This window comes from Amorphus sp. 3PC139-8 (assembly GCF_040750475.1).
In the GTDB taxonomy this organism is placed as follows: Bacteria; Pseudomonadota; Alphaproteobacteria; order Rhizobiales; family Amorphaceae; genus Amorphus.
Map to the genome: position 1 here is coordinate 87,620 of NZ_JABJVY010000002.1, position 20,093 is coordinate 107,712.

The 20,093-nt window shown below is 65.2% G+C and carries 19 protein-coding genes, 1 tRNA gene and 2 pseudogenes; 15 read left to right on the top strand and 7 right to left on the bottom strand.

Features of this window, described 5'->3' with window-relative positions; genetic code table 11:
• Positions 1-352 precede the first annotated feature (352 nt).
• From HNS03_RS02775 to HNS03_RS02790, 4 genes and pseudogenes are all read right to left on the bottom strand, one after another.
• Complete coding sequence (locus HNS03_RS02775) at positions 353-1,177, bottom strand: alpha/beta fold hydrolase (RefSeq protein ID WP_367192915.1); 825 nt, start codon at positions 1,175-1,177, stop codon at positions 353-355.
• A gap of 422 nt (positions 1,178-1,599) precedes the next feature.
• Positions 1,600-1,721: pseudogene (locus tag HNS03_RS02780) on the bottom strand (GMC oxidoreductase); the annotation flags it as partial.
• Positions 1,722-1,891: 170 nt separating this feature from the next.
• Positions 1,892-2,671 carry an SDR family oxidoreductase gene (locus tag HNS03_RS02785; RefSeq protein WP_367192917.1) on the bottom strand — a complete coding sequence of 260 codons (780 nt, stop codon included), beginning with the start codon at positions 2,669-2,671 and terminating at the stop codon, positions 1,892-1,894.
• Complete coding sequence (locus HNS03_RS02790) at positions 2,668-2,991, bottom strand: nuclear transport factor 2 family protein (RefSeq protein WP_367192918.1); 324 nt, start codon at positions 2,989-2,991, stop codon at positions 2,668-2,670. Before HNS03_RS02790 ends, HNS03_RS02785 begins: the two co-directional genes overlap by 4 nt.
• Before the next feature lie 90 nt (positions 2,992-3,081).
• Here HNS03_RS02790 and HNS03_RS02795 point away from each other — a divergent pair, with 90 nt between their 5' ends.
• On the top strand, positions 3,082-3,999 hold the full coding sequence (locus tag HNS03_RS02795) for a LysR family transcriptional regulator (protein ID WP_367192919.1): 918 nt from the start codon (positions 3,082-3,084) through the stop codon (positions 3,997-3,999).
• Positions 4,000-4,454: 455 nt separating this feature from the next.
• On the opposite strand, the gene HNS03_RS02800 is transcribed toward HNS03_RS02795, so the two are convergent.
• A complete protein-coding gene (locus HNS03_RS02800) occupies positions 4,455-6,440 on the bottom strand; it encodes a PhoX family phosphatase (protein ID WP_367192921.1) in 1,986 nt (661 codons plus the stop codon).
• A 416-nt stretch (positions 6,441-6,856) separates the two neighbouring features.
• On the opposite strand from HNS03_RS02800, the gene zigA reads away from it, so the two are divergent.
• From zigA to HNS03_RS02850, 10 genes and pseudogenes are all read left to right on the top strand, one after another.
• Positions 6,857-8,074, top strand: a complete 1,218-nt coding sequence (gene zigA, locus HNS03_RS02805) for a zinc metallochaperone GTPase ZigA (RefSeq protein ID WP_367192922.1) — start codon at positions 6,857-6,859, stop codon at positions 8,072-8,074.
• Entirely contained in the window at positions 8,064-8,759 is a 696-nt protein-coding gene (locus tag HNS03_RS02810) for a DUF1826 domain-containing protein (RefSeq protein WP_367192924.1), read from the top strand. The genes zigA and HNS03_RS02810 overlap by 11 nt, the downstream gene beginning before the upstream one ends.
• Before the next feature lie 37 nt (positions 8,760-8,796).
• The gene (locus HNS03_RS02815) at positions 8,797-9,213 is read left to right on the top strand and encodes a Fur family transcriptional regulator (RefSeq protein ID WP_367192925.1); all 417 of its coding nucleotides are present in this window, start codon (positions 8,797-8,799) and stop codon (positions 9,211-9,213) included.
• A 109-nt stretch (positions 9,214-9,322) separates the two neighbouring features.
• Positions 9,323-10,072, top strand: coding sequence for a zinc ABC transporter ATP-binding protein AztA (aztA, locus tag HNS03_RS02820; protein WP_367192927.1), 750 nt, complete (start codon positions 9,323-9,325; stop codon positions 10,070-10,072).
• Complete coding sequence (locus tag HNS03_RS02825) at positions 10,069-10,941, top strand: metal ABC transporter permease (RefSeq protein ID WP_367192929.1); 873 nt, start codon at positions 10,069-10,071, stop codon at positions 10,939-10,941. Before aztA ends, HNS03_RS02825 begins: the two co-directional genes overlap by 4 nt.
• A gap of 18 nt (positions 10,942-10,959) precedes the next feature.
• Positions 10,960-11,955 carry a metal ABC transporter substrate-binding protein gene (locus HNS03_RS02830; protein WP_367192930.1) on the top strand — a complete coding sequence of 332 codons (996 nt, stop codon included), beginning with the start codon at positions 10,960-10,962 and terminating at the stop codon, positions 11,953-11,955.
• Positions 11,956-12,124: 169 nt separating this feature from the next.
• Positions 12,125-12,730: a HupE/UreJ family protein gene (locus HNS03_RS02835; RefSeq protein ID WP_367192932.1), complete on the top strand. Its 606-nt coding sequence runs from the start codon at positions 12,125-12,127 to the stop codon at positions 12,728-12,730.
• Between the two features lie 19 nt (positions 12,731-12,749).
• Entirely contained in the window at positions 12,750-13,505 is a 756-nt protein-coding gene (locus HNS03_RS02840; protein WP_367192934.1) for a hypothetical protein, read from the top strand.
• On the top strand, positions 13,502-14,134 hold the full coding sequence (locus HNS03_RS02845) for a DUF1007 family protein (protein ID WP_367192935.1): 633 nt from the start codon (positions 13,502-13,504) through the stop codon (positions 14,132-14,134). Before HNS03_RS02840 ends, HNS03_RS02845 begins: the two co-directional genes overlap by 4 nt.
• 153 nt (positions 14,135-14,287) lie before the next feature.
• A pseudogene (locus HNS03_RS02850) lies at positions 14,288-14,399 on the top strand (IS5/IS1182 family transposase); the annotation flags it as partial.
• 361 nt (positions 14,400-14,760) lie between these two features.
• On the opposite strand, the gene HNS03_RS02855 reads toward HNS03_RS02850, so the two are convergent.
• A tRNA-Ser gene (locus HNS03_RS02855) sits at positions 14,761-14,850 on the bottom strand.
• 597 nt (positions 14,851-15,447) lie between these two features.
• Here HNS03_RS02855 and HNS03_RS02860 point away from each other — a divergent pair.
• From HNS03_RS02860 to HNS03_RS02870, 3 genes are all read left to right on the top strand, one after another.
• On the top strand, positions 15,448-15,771 hold the full coding sequence (locus HNS03_RS02860; protein WP_367192937.1) for a hypothetical protein: 324 nt from the start codon (positions 15,448-15,450) through the stop codon (positions 15,769-15,771).
• 61 nt (positions 15,772-15,832) lie between these two features.
• The gene (gene msrA, locus HNS03_RS02865; protein WP_367192938.1) at positions 15,833-16,504 is read left to right on the top strand and encodes a peptide-methionine (S)-S-oxide reductase MsrA; all 672 of its coding nucleotides are present in this window, start codon (positions 15,833-15,835) and stop codon (positions 16,502-16,504) included.
• Positions 16,505-16,630: 126 nt separating this feature from the next.
• Positions 16,631-17,536, top strand: a complete 906-nt coding sequence (locus HNS03_RS02870; RefSeq protein WP_367192939.1) for a CHAD domain-containing protein — start codon at positions 16,631-16,633, stop codon at positions 17,534-17,536.
• Between the two features lie 106 nt (positions 17,537-17,642).
• Here the strand turns inward: HNS03_RS02870 and mepA are convergent, their stop codons facing one another.
• A complete protein-coding gene (gene mepA, locus HNS03_RS02875; protein ID WP_367192940.1) occupies positions 17,643-18,668 on the bottom strand; it encodes a penicillin-insensitive murein endopeptidase in 1,026 nt (341 codons plus the stop codon).
• Positions 18,669-19,027: 359 nt separating this feature from the next.
• On the opposite strand from mepA, the gene HNS03_RS02880 reads away from it, so the two are divergent.
• The gene (locus HNS03_RS02880) at positions 19,028-20,035 is read left to right on the top strand and encodes a cation diffusion facilitator family transporter (RefSeq protein WP_367192941.1); all 1,008 of its coding nucleotides are present in this window, start codon (positions 19,028-19,030) and stop codon (positions 20,033-20,035) included.
• Positions 20,036-20,093: the final 58 nt, after the last annotated feature.

Genomic DNA, 20,093 nt, shown 5'->3' on the forward strand with positions numbered 1-20,093 from the left:
TTAGATGACTGGCTGTGGTTCTGCGCAAGAGGAGATAAATATTGCCAAACCGGCAGGTGCGGCGGAGCCGAGGTTCGATGCGCTTCGGGAACCTGCGCATCGGTCGTCGTCTGGATGACACCACCCTGAACGAACCGAGCCACCATCGTGCTCGAGATCAGGTCGCTCGGATCCCCGAGGCTTCGAACACCGCATACACGGCTAACCCAGCGGTTTTCGCATCAAGCGCAGGGAACCTAACGCAAACGCTCGAATGGGTCTCGAGCCTTTTTCCAGAGCCATAGCCGTCGGTGCTTGGAGGTACCGCGGGCGAGCAACCATCGCCCGGCCCGCGGGTCGCGTTCGATTGGGCTCAACTCTTGATGAAGGCCAGCAGATCGGCGTTGACGAGGTCGGGATGCGTCGTGCAGAGCCCGTGCGGCAGGCCCTCGTAGACCTTCAGCGTGCCCTTCGGGAGCAGTTCGGCCGACAGCGGTGCGGAGTCCCCGATCGGAACGATCTGATCGTCGTCGCCATGCATCACCAGGACGGGGATGTCGATCTTCTTGAGATCCTCGGTGAAATCGGTCTCCGAAAAGGCCTTGATGCAGTCGTAGTGGGCCTTGGTGCCTCCCATCATTCCCTGGCGCCACCAGTTCTGGATGACCCCCTGCGATGGCTCGGCGCCCGGCCGATTGTAGCCATAGAAAGGACCGGCCGGAACATCGAGGAAGAACTGAGCGCGGTTTGCGAAGAGCGCCGCGCGGAATCCGTCGAAGACTTCGAGTGGCAACCCGCCGGGGTTCTGCTCCGTCTTTACCATGATCGGGGGGACGGCGCCGATGAGAACGGCTTTGGCCGCCCGGTCGGTCCCGTGGCGGCCAAGATAGCGGGCGACTTCGCCGCCGCCGGTTGAATGGCCGATGTGGACAGCGTCCCGAAGGTCGAGCACGTCGGCCAAGGCTGCAACGTCGTCGGCGTACGTGTCCATGTCGTTGCCGTGCGCGGTCTGGGTCGAGCGACCGTGGCCTCTGCGGTCATGCGCGATGACACGATAGCCCTTGTGAAGGAAGAACAGCATCTGGCTGTCCCAGTCGTCGGCGCTGAGCGGCCAACCGTGGTGGAACACGATCGGCTGGCCAGTGCCCCAGTCCTTGTAGAAGATCTCGGTGCCGTCCTTGGTGGTGATGTAGCCCATGGTCTCGTCTCCGTTGAGAAAGGACGCTGTCGGGAAGAGGCCGCGCCGATCGCCGGGCGCGGGAAAAGCAGTGCGCAGCGGCGACTGCGGAAACGGCAGAGGGGCGCAGCAGGCGAGCCGAATGAGCAGCCGCGCCGGTGGCGTCCGCTCATCCTGGTGAGGAGAGGCGGACAGCCTTGTTGGTCAACTGATGCGAATACTGAAACAGGAGCCGTTGGCTGGGGTCGGGTGCTTGGATTAGAGCACGAATACGGGTCAGCTCAGTCAATAAAATCGGCGATGCCTGTTAGGTCAATTTAACCAACTGGCTTGTCTGAAGAGCCGCCGTCAGGCGGCTGTGCAGATTCCTGCCCTGGTGAGTTACTGCTGAGGTCCCAGACCGGCCGTGGAGTGCTCACTCCGGCCGTGCTGTGCTCGGGTAGGATCAGGTCCGAAGCGCGCTCTCCGATGATGACGCAGGGTGCCATGATGTTGCCGACGGGATCCGCGGCATGACGGAGGCGTCCGCAATCCGCAGGTTGTCAATGCCGCACATGTGGAGCTGGGGGCGAGGCCGGCTGTCTCGCGGACGCGTTTCTGTCGGCCTCCGGCAAGAGCCCGCCCGAGGCCGACCAGCTCAACCGTGACATCAGAGAGCTTCGCGACGCGATCTACTCCGACATTTCCGACTGGAACCCTCCGGTCTGAGGTGTCACGGTTGACCAGGCGAGCTGCCTAGACCGTGGGAACGGTGCCGCCGTCGATCACGTATTCGGTGCCCGTGATGGACCCGGCGCGGTCGGAGGCGAGGAACGCGACCAGGTTCGCAACCTCGTCCGGCCGGGAAGGGCGGCCGATCGGAATGCCGCCCAGCGAGTCCATGATCACCTGCTTGCCGTGGTCGATGTCGGCGCCGGCCTCGCGCGCGATCCGTTGGGCCAGGTGCACCGACGCTTCCGTCTCGATCCAGCCCGGCGAGACGCGGACGACCCGTACCCCCTTGGGCCCAAGCTCTTTCGACAGGCTCTTGCTGTAGGTCGAAAGGGCGGCCTTGGCGGCGGCGTAGGCGGTGGTTGCGTCCGGCAACGGCAGTTCGCGCTGGATGGAGGTCACATGGATGACGACGCCGTCGCCCTGTGCCACCATTCCCGGCACCAGCGCGCGGTCGAGCCTGACGGCCGGCATCAGGTTCAGATCGATCTCGCGCGTCCATTCCCCATCGTCGAGCGCGGCGTAGCCGCCGGCGGGCGCAGACGATCCGCCGAGCATGTGGATGATGATGTCGGTCCCGCCCAGCCGCTCGTTCACGGCGTCGGCAAGGTCGGTGCAGCCTTCCGGTGTGGTGAGGTCGGCGGCCACGAACATCGTTTCGGGAACCCCCGTCGGTCGCGATCGCGCCGTCGTCAGCACCGTCGCGCCGAGCTCGCGGAAGAGCACCACGGTAGCCGCGCCCGCACCGCGCGTTCCGGAGGTGACGAGGGCCCTCTTGCCCTCCAGCGTCAGGAACGTGCTCATGCGGTGATCTCCAGCCGCGCGATCCAGTTGTGCTCAAGGCGGAAGGCGAAGGTCAGCACGGCCGGACTGCCGGGAAAGTTGCCGGTTACTCGCGCCCGCACGCGGTATTCCTCGCGCTCTTTCGTGCACTCGAGTGGTTCGGCAACGTGCTGATATTGGGCCTTGGCCGCCCGCCACCACGCTTCGATCGCCTGGCACCCGCGGTGCGTCTTGCCTTCGTCCCTGACAACGGCGTCGGTTCCGAAAGCCTGAAGCATCGCGTCAGCATCGTTGCGGCTGTCGGCATTGAAGTAGGTCTCGATCGGTTGGGGCAGGTTCATGCCAGAGCTTCCTGTCTCGTTTCACGCTGTCCACATCTAGTCGTGGACTGCCATCCCGATAATCGGGATGATGCGGAATGAGGTGTTGCGATGAGCGGGATAATGTATCGGCCTGGGCTGAACGATCTGGAGGCGGTGCTGGCCATCGCTCGCAGAGGCTCATTCCGCGCGGCAGCCGTCGACCTCGGCATGTCGACGACGGCGCTCAGCAACGCGATCGGAAAATTGGAGAAGGAGCTCGGCGTCCGCCTCTTCAATCGGACGACGCGCAGTGTCTCGCTGACCGACGCGGGCCGCCTGTTCGTCGATCAAATTGGGCCGCCCCTTCAGGATATCCGCGATGCGATGAACGGGGTGCGGTCGCAGCAGGCGATGCCGTCTGGAACGCTCCGCATCAACACGTTCGCCACGGCGGCGCGCGAGATCCTGTCGCCGCTGGTGTTCGAGTTCCTCCGCCGACATCCCCAGGTGCATGTCGATCTCGTCACGGAAGGGCGGCTGGTCGACATCGTGGCCGAGGGCTTCGACCTGGGCGTTCGGTCCGCCGATCTGGTTCCGACCGACATGATCGCGATCCCGCTAGGCCGGCCACAGCGCTACGCCGTGGTCGGCTCGCCGGGCTATTTCGACGTTCACGACAGGCCGCGCGTTCCGCCCGACCTCCTCAGCCACAAATGCATCCGCGTCCGGCTGCCGAACGGAGCCCTCTACCGGTGGGCGTTCAGGAAAGGCGATCAGAGCGCTCAGATCGACGTCGACGGGCCGATCACCCTGGACGAGGCGAGCCTGGCGCGGACCGCGGTTTTGGGAGGCATCGGCCTCGGCTTTTTCATCGAGGCGAACGTCCGGGCGGAGATCGAGGCGGGAACCCTGATCCGGGTGCTGGAGGACTGGACGCCACCGCTCGCGCCGCTCGCCCTCTACTATCCGGGGCGGCGCAATCCGTCCGCCGCCCTCAAGACCTTCATCGGCATGGCGCGGAGCTTCGGCCAGAAAGCGGCATCCTGATTGGGTCGCAGATGGCCGCGACAGGCCTGTCTTCCGCAATGTGCTAGCGGCGTCCTTCGTGCGATGAAGCTGCCCGAATTGAGCCGATCCGGGCACCTAGGGTCAGGACCTATAGATCTGCAGGCCATGGCGCCTGAAACGGCAAAGAGATGCCAGGAGAGCCGCTCGGACGGGGCCTTTCCCCCGTCCGAGCGGCTCGACGACGCAGCAAGCTCCGATCGGCTCGTCCGCATTCGGCACCTGCCGAACGCGGGCCGATCGGTGCATTCGACCAAATCGCCTCCACCCATGACCTCCGGATTCATGACCTCCGGATTTATGGGTCCTGACCCTAGCCTTTGTTGAGCATGTCCCGTTCAAGTCGACCCGATTTGAACCTAAAGACGTGCGCTCGCTATCGTCGTATTTGCCCCATGTCTCACCGCTCAGATTGAAGCATCTGAGCGGGAACTGCTCTACGACGCGATCTTGCCGCCACCCTGTCGGGTGATGACGACCACTGAGGGTCGCACCGGCATGGCGTCGTCGAAGTCGGGCCAGCGGGTCGACAGGTCCTCGTAGTAGGAGGGGCGGCCGAAGCCGTCCCAATCGTCGCCGCCGTCGGCGGGATGCTGCACCGCGACGAACATCGTTTCCATGTCCTCGAGCACCAGCGGACCGCACATTTCCGCACCCACCGGTACGCGGAAGAACAGCTTGGAGGTGGCGCGAGCGTCGCCGTCGGTATCGACCGCCCAGATGCCGTCGGTGCGGCCGGTCGCGCCCGGGGAGTTGCCGTCGGTCGCCACCCAGAGCCGGCCGGCGGCATCCACGTGGCAGTTGTCCGGCATGCCGAACCAGCCGTTCTTGGAGGTTTCGGTGGAGAACGACGCGCCCACCTCGGCGACGGACGGGTCGCCGCACTTGAGCAGGATCTCCCAGGTGCCGTTGGTGGCGGCGAAGTCGCCATCGGCCTCGGCGATCTCGACGATGTGGCCGAAGGCGTTCTTGGCCCGCGGGTTGGCCGCGTTCAGCTGCTCGTCGGTGCGCTTGGTGTTGTTGGTCAGCATCACGTAGACGCGGCCGTTGGTGGCGTTGGGCTGGATGTCCTCCGGACGGTCCATCTTGGTGGCGCCGAGCAGGTCGGCGGCGCCGCGGGTTTCGATCAGCACGTCGGCCTGGCTTTCAAAGCCGTTGTCCGCGGTGAGGGGGCCTTCGCCGAAGGTCAGCGGCAGCCACGCCATCGTGCCGTCCGCGTCGAAGCGGGCAACGTAGAGCGTGCCCTCGTCGAGCAGGTCCATGTTCGCGGCACGGTCATCCGGGTCGAACGTGCCCGCGGTGACGAACTTGTAGACGTAGTCGAAGCGCTCATCGTCGCCGAGATAGAACACGACCTGGCCGTTGGGCGCGACGATGCTTTCCGCGCCCTCGTGCTTGAAGCGCCCAAGCGCCGTGCGCTTCTTCGGCGTCGAGCTCTGATCCTGGACGTCGACCTCGACGACCCAGCCGAACCGGTTCGGCTCGTTCGGCTCCTTGGAGACGTCGTACCGGTCGTAGAAGTTGCCCCATTCGTAGGCGCCGTCTGGCACGCCGTAGCGTTTGTAGTTCGCCGCCTCCGGGTGACCTTCCGGAAGTTCGCCCAGGAAGTAGCCGTGGAAGTTCTCCTCGGCCATGACGTAGGTGCCCCAGGGCGTCACGCCGCCAGCGCAGTTGTTGAGTGTGCCGATGACGGCGCGGCCGGTGGCGTCCGCCTGCGTCTTCAGCCGGTCGTGCCCGGCGGCGGGCCCGGTCAGCTCCATTTCGGTCGTGGCGGTGATGCGGCGGTTGAGCGCGCCGTCCTTCACCACCTGCCACTTGCCGTTCTGCTTGCGGATCTCGACGATCGTGCCGCCGTGGGCCGCCATTTCGATGTCCACGCGGTTCCGGTCGGCCGGGGCCACCTTCGCCTTGCCGTCGACGATGGTGACGATCTCCGGGAACATCAGGTGTTCGTTGGTGTACTCGTGGTTCACCACGAGCAATCCGTGCTGATGGGAGCCGTCGAACGGCACGAAGCCGACATAGTCGTTGTTGTAACCGAACTGGCGGCGCTGCTTCTCCGCGCTCTGCGCGTTCGGATCAAACTCCGGCGCGTCGGCGAACAGCGGGTCGCCCCAGCGCAGCAGAATGTCCGCGTCGTACCCCGGCGCGACATGATGGGTCTCGTCGACCCCGGCTTCAATCTCCTCGAAGGAGAAGCGGGAACCGGACTGGGCCGCAGCCTTGTTCGCGGTCAAAAGGGCGGTCGAGCCGACCGTCGCGGCGATCGCGGAGATCGCGAGAGAGCCCTGCAGGAAGCCACGACGCGAAAAGCGGGCGGCTATGACCTCGCCCATGGTCGGGTTCGTGGTGGGGTTCAGGCCTTCGCCTTCCGCCTCTTCCAACAGGCTGGTCTTGAAGCCCGTGAACTCTGTGTCGGACATAGCTTCTCCTTCTGCGCCGACGCCGCCGGCACACTGGCAAGATCTGGCTTGGAACTGGCAGCGCCCAGGCTTGGGACCGGTCCTGATCGCCCGTCGGATCAAACGGCCGGGTAGGCGCTCCGCTTGAAATTAGTAATGTTATAATATTTCGATCAGATGACGGGCGTGTGCCGGCGGTTGGTTCGCTCGCCGTCGTGGCGGTGAGATCCGGGATCCTCTCCGGCGTGGGTCATGTCCCGTCCACGCTGACCCGCTCCAACCGAAAAGAACCGGCTCGGGTGCTCGAATCCCGCGCGATATTGGTCGCGCAGGGAGCCAGTTGGCCGGAAATGGCGCTGGTCATCTATGCCTTGCCAGCGGCGGCAAGGATTGATAGTGAATGTTATGTTATAACGTTACGTATCAAGATGGCCCGCATGACCAATCCCCGCCTTCCCGTGACCGTCCTCTCCGGCTTTCTCGGAGCCGGAAAGACCACGCTCCTCAATCACATCCTGAACAACCGCGAGGGCCGCCGCGTCGCCGTGATCGTCAACGACATGAGCGAGGTGAACATCGATGCCGACCTCGTGCGTGGCGGCGGGGCCGACCTATCGCGGACCGACGAGCGGCTCGTTGAGATGACCAACGGCTGCATCTGCTGCACGCTGCGCGAAGATCTCCTGACCGAGGTGCGGCGGCTCGCGGACGACGGCCGGTTCGACTACCTGCTCATCGAAGGGACGGGCATCGCCGAGCCGCTGCCGGTGGCAGCCACCTTCGAGTTCCGCGACGAAGACGGGCAGTCGCTGTCCGACATCGCGCGCCTCGACACCATGGTCACCGTGGTCGATGCGGCGAACCTGCTCAGCGACTATGCAAGCCACGACTTCCTGCGCGACCGCGGCGAGACGGCGGGGGACGGAGACGAGCGCTCGATCGTCGACCTGCTGGTCGATCAGATCGAATTCGCCGACGTTGTTGTCGCCAACAAGATCTCCGAGCTGAACGCCGGTCAACGCAGGGCCGTGCGGGCGGTGATCAAGGCGCTCAACGCGGATGCGCGGCTGATCGAGACCGACTTTGCGCGCGTGCCGCTTTCCGACGTGCTCGACACCGGGCGGTTCGATTTCGAGCGCGCCCATGAGCATCCGCTGTGGTTCAAGGAGCTTTACGGCTTTGCCGATCACACACCGGAGACGGAAGAGTACGGCGTCTCCAGCTTCGTCTACCGGGCGCGCCGGCCCTTCCATCCTCAGAAATTCGCGGCGTTCACCAGCCAATTCTGGCCTGGGCTGATCCGAGCCAAGGGGCTGTTCTGGCTCGCGACCCGACCGGAATGGGTGGCCGACTTCAGCCTGGCGGGGGCGATCGTCCGCACCGAGGCCATGGGCTTCTGGTGGGCCGCGGTGCCCAAGGAGCGCTGGCCGGATCACCCGGACTGGCGCGCGATGCTGAAACAGCACTGGGTGCCGGTCTGGGGCGATCGGCGCCAGGAGCTGGTTTTCATCGGCAACGCGATGGACGAGGCGGCGATCCGCGCCGCGCTTGACGACTGCCTCGTCGACGTGCCTGAGGGCGATCGCTTCGACGCGGCAACCTACCGCAATTTGCCCGATCCCTTCCCGGCATGGAGGCGGGCCGATGCGGCATGAAGCGTTCCGGTCCAGCGCCATCCCGGGCCCATCCGGTCCGGACCGGATCACAAACAGCCTCGACAAGGCCGGACCGATTGCGGTTTTCGGACGCGCGCTCGATCCGGTGATCGCACGAGCGATCGACGACTTGCCGCTCGACCTTTTCCCCTCGCTGCGCACCGAGGGCGACGTTGCCGAGATCGATACGGCGTTGCGGTCGGCGTTGGCTGACCTGCGTCGATTGCAGTCCTGGCTTGAGGTCTGGCTGCGCGACGACATTGCGTTTCTGGCCCGCCTTTATTCCGAACTGACCGGTGCCTCGACGCTTGCTCTGCGGCTCGAGCCCGTCACCGACGATGCGTGCCGCCGGTTCCACGCCGACAACGTGACCTATCGACTGATCACGACCTATCGCGGTCCGGGCACCGAATGGGTCTCCCCGCGCGATGCCTATCTCGTGGAGGACGGCGAACTCTCCGATGTGTCCGCCCGCCGGCAGCTCCAGCGCGGCTGGGTCGGTGTCTTGCGCGGCACCAAGAGTGCCGGATCCGATGCGCCGGCGTTGCTGCATCGCTCGCCGCCGGTACGCAGTCGCGAGGCGGCCCGCCTGTTCCTGGCGATCGACGATGCCCGCGATTGGCCAGGCGGGCAGCCGAAGCCGGCCCCTTCGGTTCGTCGTCACGAGCCCCGCCATGGGCGCTAGGAGGGGGCGGCCGCCCGCGCGGGCGGAGGCTATGGGGATGGGCGGACTACGGCAGGACGTGCTGGCGCTTCTGAGGGATGAAGCGCGTCTATTAACTGCCTACCAGCTCTTGCGCCGGCTCCGCGTCGAGCTTGGCCGGCCGATCGCTCCGACGTCGATCTATCGCTGTCTCTACGACCTGATCCACCAGGGGCTGGTGACGCGCGTGGAATCCCTCAACGCCTACGTGGCGACCGGGGAGCAGGCGTCCCCCGGCGCCAAGTTTCTCCTCATCTGCCAGGGCTGCGGCGAGACGATCTCCCTGATCGACGGTGAGGTGACGGCGCGTCTTGAAACGGACGCGGACCGGGTCGGGTTCGCGATCGACCGCTCCGTCCTCGAACTCCTCGGCACCTGCCAGACCTGCCAAGCGGCGAGCCAGACAGGCACCGCAAGACAGGAGGCGCGGACATGAAAGGACAGTCCACGCTGCGTGCGTCCGCCGGCGACCGGCTCGTCCTGGCGTTCCTGTTGAGCGCGGTCATCTGGCTCGGTGTGGCCTGGGCACTCGGGTGGATCGCGCTATGAGTGCCGCGCCCACGATCCGCTTTGACGACGTAACGCTGGCCTATCGGCGCCATCCCGTCGTGCATCATCTCTCCGGCGCGTTCGAGCCCGGCAGCTTTACCGCCGTCGTCGGGCCTAACGGGGCCGGAAAGTCGACGCTTCTGAAGGCGATCGTCGGCGCGCTGCGCATCGACGACGGCCGCATCCGGATCGAGGGGATCGACCGGCGCGACATCGCCTATCTGCCCCAGCAGAACGAGCTCGATCGCGCCTTTCCGATGCAAGTGCTCGACCTGGTTGCGTTGGGGCTGTGGCGGCGGATCGGGCCGTTCCGGAGGGTTGCCGGGACGGATCTCGACCGGGCCGCGGACGCGCTGAGGGCGGTCGGGCTGGAGGGCTTCGAGCGGCGGACGATCGGAACTTTGTCCGGCGGTCAGATGCAACGGGCCCTGTTCGCTCGCATGCTGCTCCAGGACGCCAAGGTGCTGCTTCTGGACGAGCCGTTTACGGCCATCGATTCCCGCACGACGTCGGATCTGCTCGATCTCGTCCACCGCTGGCATGGCGAAGGGCGAACGGTGGTTGCCGTGCTGCACGACCTGGAGATCGTGCGGCACGAAATCCCCAACACGCTGCTTCTCGCCCGCGAGCCGATCGCCTGGGGCAGAACCGCCGAGGCTCTGAGCGCGGCAAATCTCCTGCGTGCCCGCCAGATGAGCGAGGCCTTCGCCGAAGACGCACCGGTCTGCGATCGGGGGGCGGCATGACGCTTTCCGAGTTCCTGTTCGAACCCTTTGCGACCTATGGCTTCATGCGCCGCGCGCTCGTCGGCTGCATGGCGCTCAGCATCGGCTCGGTCCCGCTCGGCGTGCTCCTGATCATCCGGCGCATGAGCCTGATGGGCGACGCCATGGCGCATGCCATCCTGCCCGGTGCGGCGGTTGCGTTTCTTTTCGCCGGCCTGTCGCTCTGGGCCATGACGATCGGCGGTGTCGTCGCCGGCTTGACGGTCGCGCTGTTGGCCGGTCTCGTCTCGCGGGTGACGCCGCTCAGGGAGGATGCAAGCTTTGCCGCCTTCTACCTGATCTCGCTCGGTCTCGGCGTGCTGCTGGTCTCGACCCGCGGCTCCAATGTCGACCTGATGCACGTCCTGTTCGGAACCGTGCTTGCGCTCGACGACGCCTCGATCCTGCTGATCGCCGTGGTCACCACGCTCACCGTGATCATCCTGGCGATCGTCTATCGGCTGCTGGTCGCGGAGTGCTTCAATCCGGGGTTCCTGCGCGCGGTCGGCGGGGCAGGGCGCACCGTCCACCTGGTGTTCCTGACCCTCGTCGTCCTCAATCTCGTCTCCGGCTTCCAGGCCCTCGGCACGCTGATGGTCGTCGGCATCATGATGCTGCCGGCCGCCGCCGCGCGGTTCTGGTCGGAGACGATCCCCGGCCAGTTCGTCGCCGGTGTTCTGTTCGGAATCGTGTCGTCGATCGCCGGCCTTCTCGCCTCCTACCACGCGCATCTGCCGTCCTCGCCCGCGATCATTCTCGGGGCGGGTGCGGTCTACGCGCTGTCGGTGCTGGTCGGGCCTCGCGGGAGCATTCTCTCCGAGACCCTTCGTCTCCCCCACCTCCAACGTTAGCGAATGAAAGGAACTCCCATGTTGTCACGCCGCATGTTCGTCGGCGCTGCGTCCGCGCTTGCGCTGACCGTGTCGCTCACCGGCGGTGCCGTCGCCCAGGACAAGCTCGACGTCGTCGCAAGCTTCTCGATCCTGGGAGACATGGTCCACCAGATCGGCGGCGATGCCGTGTCGGTCACCACCCTGGTCGGTCCCAACGGCGATGCCCACGTCTACGAGCCGACGCCTGCCGACGCCAAGGCGCTGTCCCGGGCGGACGTCCTCGTGGTCAACGGCCTCGACTTCGAAGGCTGGCTTCCGCGGCTGGTGGAGGCTTCGGAATTTTCCGGCACCAAGGTGACCGCCAGCAAAGGCGTCGATCCCCTGACGTGGGCCGAACCGGAAGAGGGCCACGACCATGATCACGACGAGCACGATCATGATCACGCGGACCATGACCACGATCACGAAGAGCACGCCGAAGACGGGCATCACCATCACGGCGACTACGATCCGCATGCCTGGCAAAGCCTCGGCAACGGCGTGATCTACGCCAACAACATCGCTCAGGCGCTTGCCGCGGCCGACCCGGCCCATGCGGACAGCTACGAGCAGCGGGCGGAGGCCTACGTGGGGCAGCTCGAAGTCCTTAACGCGAAGCTGAAAAAGGAATTCGGGGCGCTGCCGGAGGGCCACCGAAAGGTCGTCACCTCCCACGACGCCTTCCAGTATTTCGGCAAGGCCTACGGCGTGGAGTTCATCGCGCCGGAGGGCATCAGCACCGAGGCGGAGCCGTCGGCCGCCGACATCGCCGCGATCATCGATCAGATCCGCGATGAACAGATCGCGGCCGTGTTTGTCGAGAATATCAGCGACAACCGTGTCATCGAGCAGATCACCCGGGAGACCGGCGCCAAGGTCGGCGGCGAACTCTATTCCGACGCCCTGTCGGGCCCGGACGGTCCCGCCCCGACCTATGTCGACATGTTCGACTACAACTCCAAGCAACTGCTCGGCGCGCTCAGCGGCAGCTGATCCACGGCCTTGGCCCCGGGTTCCTCGAGCCGGGGGCCGTCGCGGCAGGCGGGGGTGCGAGGCCTCGGATTGCAACATTGTAACATGCCAACTGAGAGAGGCTCGGCTACCACTGTTTTCGGAGGTGGTCGGGCCTCTTTGCTTTTTTGACATCAAGAAACGGAAACCGATGACCCGTTTTGACCACATGTGCGCCTCGGGAGCATTCGCCCTGGCGCTTGGCGGCCTCCTTTGCCTCATCCCCGATGCTGCGAGCGCCCACATCATCCGCGGCGCGCAGGGCGGTTTCGGAAGCGGATTCGAACACCCGCTGACGGGACCGGACCATTTCCTTGCGATGTTTGCCGTCGGGCTGTGGGGCGCACAGATGGGCGGGCGGCCCGTCTGGAGCCTTCCAGTCACCTTTCCCCTGATCATGGTCGTCGGCGGTATCCTCGGCATTGTCGGCGTTCCGCTGCCGTTCGTCGAAGTCGGGATCGCCGTTTCGATCATCGCGCTTGGGCTCGCCGTCCTGATTGCCTGGCATCCGGCCGAGTGGATTGCTCTGCTGTTCGTCAGCGTGTTCGCCATCTGCCACGGCTATGCCCACGGGGCGGAGCTTCCCTATGCCGCCGATCCCGCCGACTACGCGATCGGCTTCGTGGTCGCGACCGGCCTTATCCACCTGTGCGGCATTGGCGTCGGTCTGGTGCTCAATCGGCCGCTTGGCGGTCGTCTGTGCCAAGCCTTGGGGGGCGTAATTGCGATCGGAGGCCTCTACTATCTCGTCGCGTAACGAAAACCATCGGTCGCGCGTGACTGTCGCACGGTGGAGCGGTCCGGCGCTCGTCGTTGCGGGCGTGGGCATTCTCATCATTCTGATCCTGCGCGACCCCGCGGACAGGGGCGTGATCGCGGGATGGATAGTGAGCGATGCGGCCGCCCCCGCGCGCCTGCTGCCGCTCATCGGGCTTGCGGCGGCGTCTGCCTTGGTACCGGCCTCTTTCGCCCTCGCCGGATTGGCGGTCTTTTCGGCTGGTGTCCTGCTCGGGTCGCTTGAGCTTGCCTTGCTGCTGGCCACGCTCGGCGCGCTTCCGGGTGCTGAAAGCCACCTCTTCTTCACCTTTCCGATTTCAAGCGTCGCAGCGGGGCTGGTTCTGCTGGCTCCCTCCGCGATCCGGCAATGGCTGTTGCCCTTGGCCGCTCTTATCGCCGGCGCTGTTTTGGCCGTGGCGACCAAGATCACCGATCCGACGCTGCACGATCCGGCCATCTTCGTCACAGGCGTCGTCGTCGCGGTGTGGACGCTCGTCGCCGTCGGCCTCACCGTGCGCGGTTTCCGGCGGCCTTGGTTCTCGATCCCGGCCCGGATCCTCGGAAGCTGGCTTGTCGCGATCGGCGTGCTGTTCGGTGGGGCGGCGCTGCTTGCACGGCCGCCGCTTCCCGAATTGCCGCCGGCGCAACCGACGGAGGCTCTCCCGGTGCCGCCGCCGGAAGACGCATTTCCGGATCTTGCTCCGCCTCGCCGCGATCCGCTCGACCTGGGAGCCGACGGACTTCGCGAACCATGAGGTACCCCGACATGTGGTCAAGAAAGACAGACGAGCGCTGCTCCTGGCGTCAACTGCCTTGGAAATGGCTTGTCGCGCTCGTCTTCCTCATCCCGATCGGTCGCGTTGAAGCGCATCCGAACATCCTGATGAACTATCGGGTGCTCCTGAACTTCCAGAACCACAAGATCGACGCCATCGGCGAATCCTGGACGTTCGACCAGACCTTCAGCCAGACTCTTCTCGACACCTTCGACACCAACCATGACGGCAAATTCGATACGGAGGAATCGAGCAAGATGGGGGATACCGTTCTCGCCAACCTCGCCGATGCCGACTACTTCACCTATCTCTGGTCGGGGCCCGAGAGGGTCGAGGACCTTGTGCCGTCCAACTTCACGGCGACCCTGGCACGCGGCGTGGTCACCTTCGCCTTCACGATGGTGCTGCCGTCACCGATCTCACCCGCGCACGTCCGTCTGGAAATCAAGGACCCCGATTTCGTCGTTCTCCCGGAACCGACAGAGCAGCAGCCGGTGCTGGTCCGCGGGGACACGGGAGACTGCGTGCCGAAGGTTAGCGACGCACCGGACGCCTTCGACTTCAGCGGCGCGTTTCCTCAGGATCAGATCACTGTCCGCTGTAATTGAGATGGTGCTTCTGCCACGAACTGGAGTTGCTTCGTGTTCCCAGTCGGGCGGCTTCACGAGCGTGACTCCCGACCGCCGCGCTTTATCCTTGTGCGGCGTCGGGTGTGGACCAACATCCTCGAGGCCCTGGTGGCGAAGGGTGTTCTTGAACTCTCCGCCTCGGTGGACTCGACCCATGTGAAAGCCCATCGTGCGGCCTACGGCGGAAAAAGGGGCACAAGCGCAGGCCATCGGCCCGCCACGTGGCGGTCAGACCATCAAGATCCCGTCATGGTCGACGAACTGCTCGACGCGGCCCGTCCGGCACCTGATTGCGGACAAGGGATGTGATGCGACAGGCTCCGCCGTCGCGCTCGTCACCCTCATCGCATTCTAGGTCCGATCGAGCCTCAGTCGAAGCCCGTTCGACTGTCAAAATGCTCTGGAACGCAACTGGCTATCAAAAGGGGACACAGTCGGTTGTTGTGTGTTCTGCAGACCAAAGGCGGAAGACGAACGCCTGTTGGCCTGGCCAAACAGAACCCTCAAGCGCTCGATCAACCCAAGAGTTTTTGTGGATCGCTTGTGGGTGATGTGACCTAGAATTCCAAATTATCTTTTAAAATCATAAAATTAGATGGGAGAAATGGCGGATGGGGTGGGATTCGAACCCACGAGACGGTTGCCCGCCTACACGCGTTCCAGGCGTGCGCCTTCGACCACTCGGCCACCCATCCTTATCACCGGTGCCGCCGCACTCGTCGGCGGGTCCGGAGCCGGCATTTCCCGCGCTTGCGGGAAGGTCTGCCAGCCTACTCTCATTCCCGACCGGCGCTTGCGCGAGACTGGCGCCTCGCTCGGAACGCTGCCATCGAGCCGGAACGCGCTCGGCGAGCGAACCGGCCCCGCCACGCTGGACCACGGGGTCATCGCGCGCCGCAAGCCGGTCGATGGTTCCAAACCAACGACCGTCCCCGACCGGGAGTGCAGGGTCTAGCCGATCCGGCTTGTCCGGTTCAAGAGGGAACGCAACGCTTTCGCCAATCTCGACGTGAAGATCAGGGGAAAGTGCGTGTCCTAAGAGAGTAGGGGGCGGCAAGGCGTCCAAGCGATATGGGCCCATATGGCCAAAGGCCGGTGGGCGACGGGGCCGGACTGGACGAACTGCACGATCAAAGCCAGAAACCAGCATCCGGCCGGCCGCCGAATAGGCATCGCCGAGCGCAACTGATAGATCGGTCGGCGGGGAAGCGCTTTGACAATTTGTTTGGTTGCGATTTCGCCCATAAAGCCGATCCTCGCCCTGCCTGAGTCCGCGCCTGCCAGGAGATCCCATGCGCGCCGTTCGATGGATCATCAGCCTGCCCTTCAGGATCGTGGGGACGGTCCTGTTCCTGCTTGGGCTGGCCGCCGCCGGCTACGACATCTACATGAGCGTCCAGATCGACAAGCCGGCCTCCACCTCGCTTGGCGAGCTTTGGTTTTCGCTCGACAAGGGCAGTCTCAACCTGGCCCAGGCTGTCGTTCAGCGCTATCTCAGCCCCACGCTTTGGGATCCCTATATCCAAATGTTGCTGCTTGCACCCGGATGGCTGGTGCTTGGCGGGTTCGGGATCGTGTTTCTGGTGCTTGCGCGCGTGATTTGGCGCTCCAAGTAGGGTTACATGCCATGGTCGCGCCGGCGAGCCCGCCTGCGCGCGACAACAAGGGAGCGGAGCGATGTCACTCCTCAACATGCTGACCAAGAAGATGACGGTGCCGGGGCCGGGCGAAGCGCTTCCCGGACGCGCCGATCCGATTTTGACCGCTGAGACGCACGCGGTGTCCGGTGTGCCGCTGAAGGGACCTTATCCGGAGGGCTCCGAACAGGTGGTCTTCGCCATGGGCTGCTTCTGGGGCGCCGAACGCCTGTTCTGGCAGACCGAAGGCGTGCTGGTGACCGCCGTCGGCTATATCGGCGGGGAAACGCCGAACCCCACCTACAACGAGGTGTGCAGCGGCTTGACGGGCCACACCGAAGGGGTGCTGATCGTTTACGATCCGGCCAAGATCTCGTTCGATCGGCTGCTTCAGATCTTTTGGGAAGGTCACGATCCGACCCAGGGCATGCGCCAGGGCAACGACGTCGGCACGCAATATCGTTCCGCGATCTTCGTGGCCGACGAAGAGCGGCGGGCCAAGGCCGAGACCTCGCGTACGGCCTACAACAAGGCGCTTGCCGCCCGTGGCCTGGGGCGCATCACCACGGAAATCCTAGGTGAGCGGCCGTTTTATTTCGCCGAGGATTACCACCAGCAATATCTGCACAAAGTGCCCAATGGCTATTGCGGCCTCGGCGGCACGGGTGTGAGTTGCCCCGTCGGGACCGGTGTCGACGCCGCGGCCTCGTAAGTCGCTGATCGCACAAAGGTTCCGCCGTCATATCCGCGTCGCATGGCAGCTTGCATGGTGAGTGCGGTTGGCCGCCGTAGTGGCGGGGCGGGGGATATTTGGGGCGAACGGGGAAGCGGGGCGGCGATGGCGAACAAGACGAGCCGGGCGACCGGAGGCTCCCTCGATGCAAAGCGTGTGCTTGCGGCCGATCTCGCCGCGGCGCGCAAGGCGCTGGAGGACGAGGAGCTCGAGCGCGAAGCCTGCGTGCATGTGGCCCGGCGCAGGCTAAAGCACGCCCGCTCCATGCTGCGGATTCTGCGGCCCGTGCTCGGGGACGACTACGACCGGCGCCGAATCGTGCTGCGGGATGCGGCGGCGGCGCTTTCCGGAACGCGCGATCTCGACGTCATGGCGGTGACCTGCGCCAAGCTGGCTGAGCATGCGCCGGAGCGGGTGCAGCCTGCGCTTTCGGCTCTCCGCGCTGCGCTCTTGGCCGAAGCCGAACGCGCCCACGCCGAGGAGACGCCGATTGCGGCCGTGGTCGACCGCCTTCGCGCTGCGGAGGCCGAAACCCAGGCGCTGCCCGATCCGGACGATCCCGCCGGCTTGTTCGCCCACGAGCTCGCGCACGCCTACAAGGCGGCTCGCAAGGCGATGGACGCGGCTCGCGCCCACCATGGCGAGCATCCGTTTCATGAATGGCGCAAGCGTGTGAAGCATCATTGGCATCTCAGCCAGATGGCGGAGAGCGAATGCGACCTGGTGCGCAAGAAGGGCGTGAAGCGGCTCGATAAGCTGGGCGAAACGCTTGGCTTGGAGAACGATCATGCGGTTCTGCAAGCCAAGCTGCTCGACGATCCGCTGCTGGCAGGCGAGGGGGCCAGTGCCGACCGGATTCACGATCTGATCGACGTTCGGCGGGCCAAGCTGCAGGACAAGGCGCTGAGACTTGGGGACAAGATCTATGCGCCAGCGCCTGGCGACGTTCGCGCCGAGATCGAGGCGATCTGGCCGGCGCGCGGTCGGGCGCCGGCATCGGTCCTCCAATAGAGCGTTTCCCGGCCGCGCGGAAGCCGGTTGGCTGCCCGGAAATGCTTTAAAACAAAGAGTTAGAACCGTTCCGGAGATTTTGTGAAAAGCGGAACGGGTCGAAGAGTCAATCCGCCAGAAGCACGGTGCGGCAAGCTGCGGGCAGGTCGGTGAGCAGGGTCTCGCGCCGTTTGCCGGGCGTGCCCGGCTTCGGCTTGTAGGGTTCGTCGGTGAACCACCAGGCCAGATCGGCGCCACAGCCGGAGCGCGGCGGCGGAGGCGCCTGGTTCTTGCAGCCGCGCTGGTCCTCCGGGCATTTTAGCCGGACATGGAAATGATAATGATGGCCGTACCAGGGGCGGACATGGCTCAGCCAGTCGGCGTTCGCTTCCGTGTCGCCGGCAAAGTCGCACAAGGCCTTCTTGATCGCCGGATGCACAAAGATGCGTTCGACCTCGGGATCTGAGGCGGCGCGCTTGATCAGGCGGGCGCGGCTGTCGGTCCAGATTGCCGGATCGACGGTCATGCCGGCGTCCTTCAGCATGGAGACCGCGCTCATCTGCTCGCGCTCGTCGCGGGAAAGCGTGTGGTCCGGCATCGGGGTCAGCCAGATGTCGGCGTCGAGGCCGATCTGGTGGCTGGCGTGGCCGGTGACCATCGGCCCGCCGCGCGGCTGGGCCATGTCGCCGACCAGAAGCCCGTTCCAGCCGAGATCCGGCGCATCGGCGGCCAAGCGCTCTAGAAAGGCGATCAGTTCCGGATGGCCCCAATTGCGGTTGCGCGACAGCCGCATGACCTGCCAGGTCGCGCCGTCGACAGGCAGAGGAACCGCACCGGCGAGACAACCGCGCGCATAGGAGCCGATCGATCGGGCCTCCAGCGGAGCGGGCTCGGCCCGCCCGCCGAACAGGTAGCGCGCGGGGAGCGAGAGGTCGGGCGGAGGCACCTGATAGCCGTCCGGAACCGACGGACGGGGAAGAGGGGTTGGAATCGGAAGTGCCGCCAGCTCGACAATCTCGGCCGCGATCGGGGCAGCCGGGTCCGGCTTGGCGGCAGGGACCGGACGGTCGACCAGATCCTGGGCGAGCGCAGGGCCCGCAAAGCCCAGAAGCCCGGCGAGCAGCAGGCCGACGATCGGCGATGGCGAGGACATCGAAGACCCTCCTCCCAGGATCTTGTCGGGGACGCGAAGTATGACCGAGTCGCCGCCCTTCGGTCGAGCGGGGACCATCATCGACTTCGTCGCCGACGGCTTCATCTCCTTGCCCCATTGCCGCTGCAGTTCCGTCCGTTTGCGTTCGGCTGGCGCGAATAGAATTGGCCAGTGAGAGTGCTCGGATTCTTAGTGATGTTATAAAATTACGAGGCTGTCCTGCTGAGGTAGAGTAGTTCTTGATATTCCGGTTTCATCGTCAGGCTATGAAAAAAGTAAAAGTCGATCGCAGGTCGGTTGTGAAGGTGAACCAAATCCCGTAGAGATCCGTTTGTCTTAGAGAGCGATCGGAAGGACGGATGGCGTCACATTCGCACGGACATGGCCATTCCCACGGCCACTCGCACAGCCACGCCTCCGAGAACGAGCGCGCGACGGCGATCGCTGCGATCCTGACCGGAAGCTTTATGGTCGCCGAGGCGGCCGGCGGCATCATTGCGAATTCGCTGACACTGCTGGCCGACGCCGCGCACATGTTGACGGATGCGGTCGCGCTGGGGCTCGCCTGGTGGGCGTTCCGCCAGGCCCGCAAGCCGGCCACTCCGGAGCTCACCTTCGGACGCCACCGGATGCCGGTGCTGGTCGCGTTCGCCAACGGCATCGTGCTTCTGCTGCTGACCGCCTGGATCGTGGTCGAAGCGGTGGAACGGCTGGTCAATCCGCAGACGGTCGGGTCGATCCCGCTTCTGATCGTGGCCTGGCTCGGCCTGCTGGTGAATATCGCCTCCTTCTTGGTGCTCTCCGGCGGGAACAAGGAGAGCCTCAACATCCGGGCTGCCGTGCTGCACGTGCTTTCCGATCTGCTCGGATCGGTGGCGGCGATCATTGCCGGCGGCGTGATCCTGTTCACCGGCTGGATGGCGATCGACCCGATCCTGTCGATGGTGGTGAGCGCGCTGATCCTTCGCACGACCATCCGGTTGCTCAGGGAATCGAGCCATATCCTGTTGGAGGGTGCGCCCCAGGGCGTCGATCCGGACGCGATCGCGGAGGATTTGCAGGCCATGGTGCCCGGTGTGGAAAAGGTTCATCACATCCACATCTGGTCGCTTTCGGAAGAACGCGCCCTGGTCACGCTGCACGCTGTCATCGCCGAGGAGGTCGATGCGGCGATGGCGACCGCCGGAATCCGGGCGCGTCTTGCCGACAAATTCGGTGTTGGCCATGCCACGGTCGAACTGGAAGCCCCTGGGCGGGAAACCCTGGCCGAGACGGATGCCTGCGCGGCAGAGCCGGAGGGCGATCAAGGGGCGCACGGACATGACCACGATCACCATGACCACGCCCGCCAGGATCGAGCGCAATAGGCTCGTACGGCGAGCGGCCCATTCTGAGTGCCCTGTGTGAGGATCTACCGACCAATCA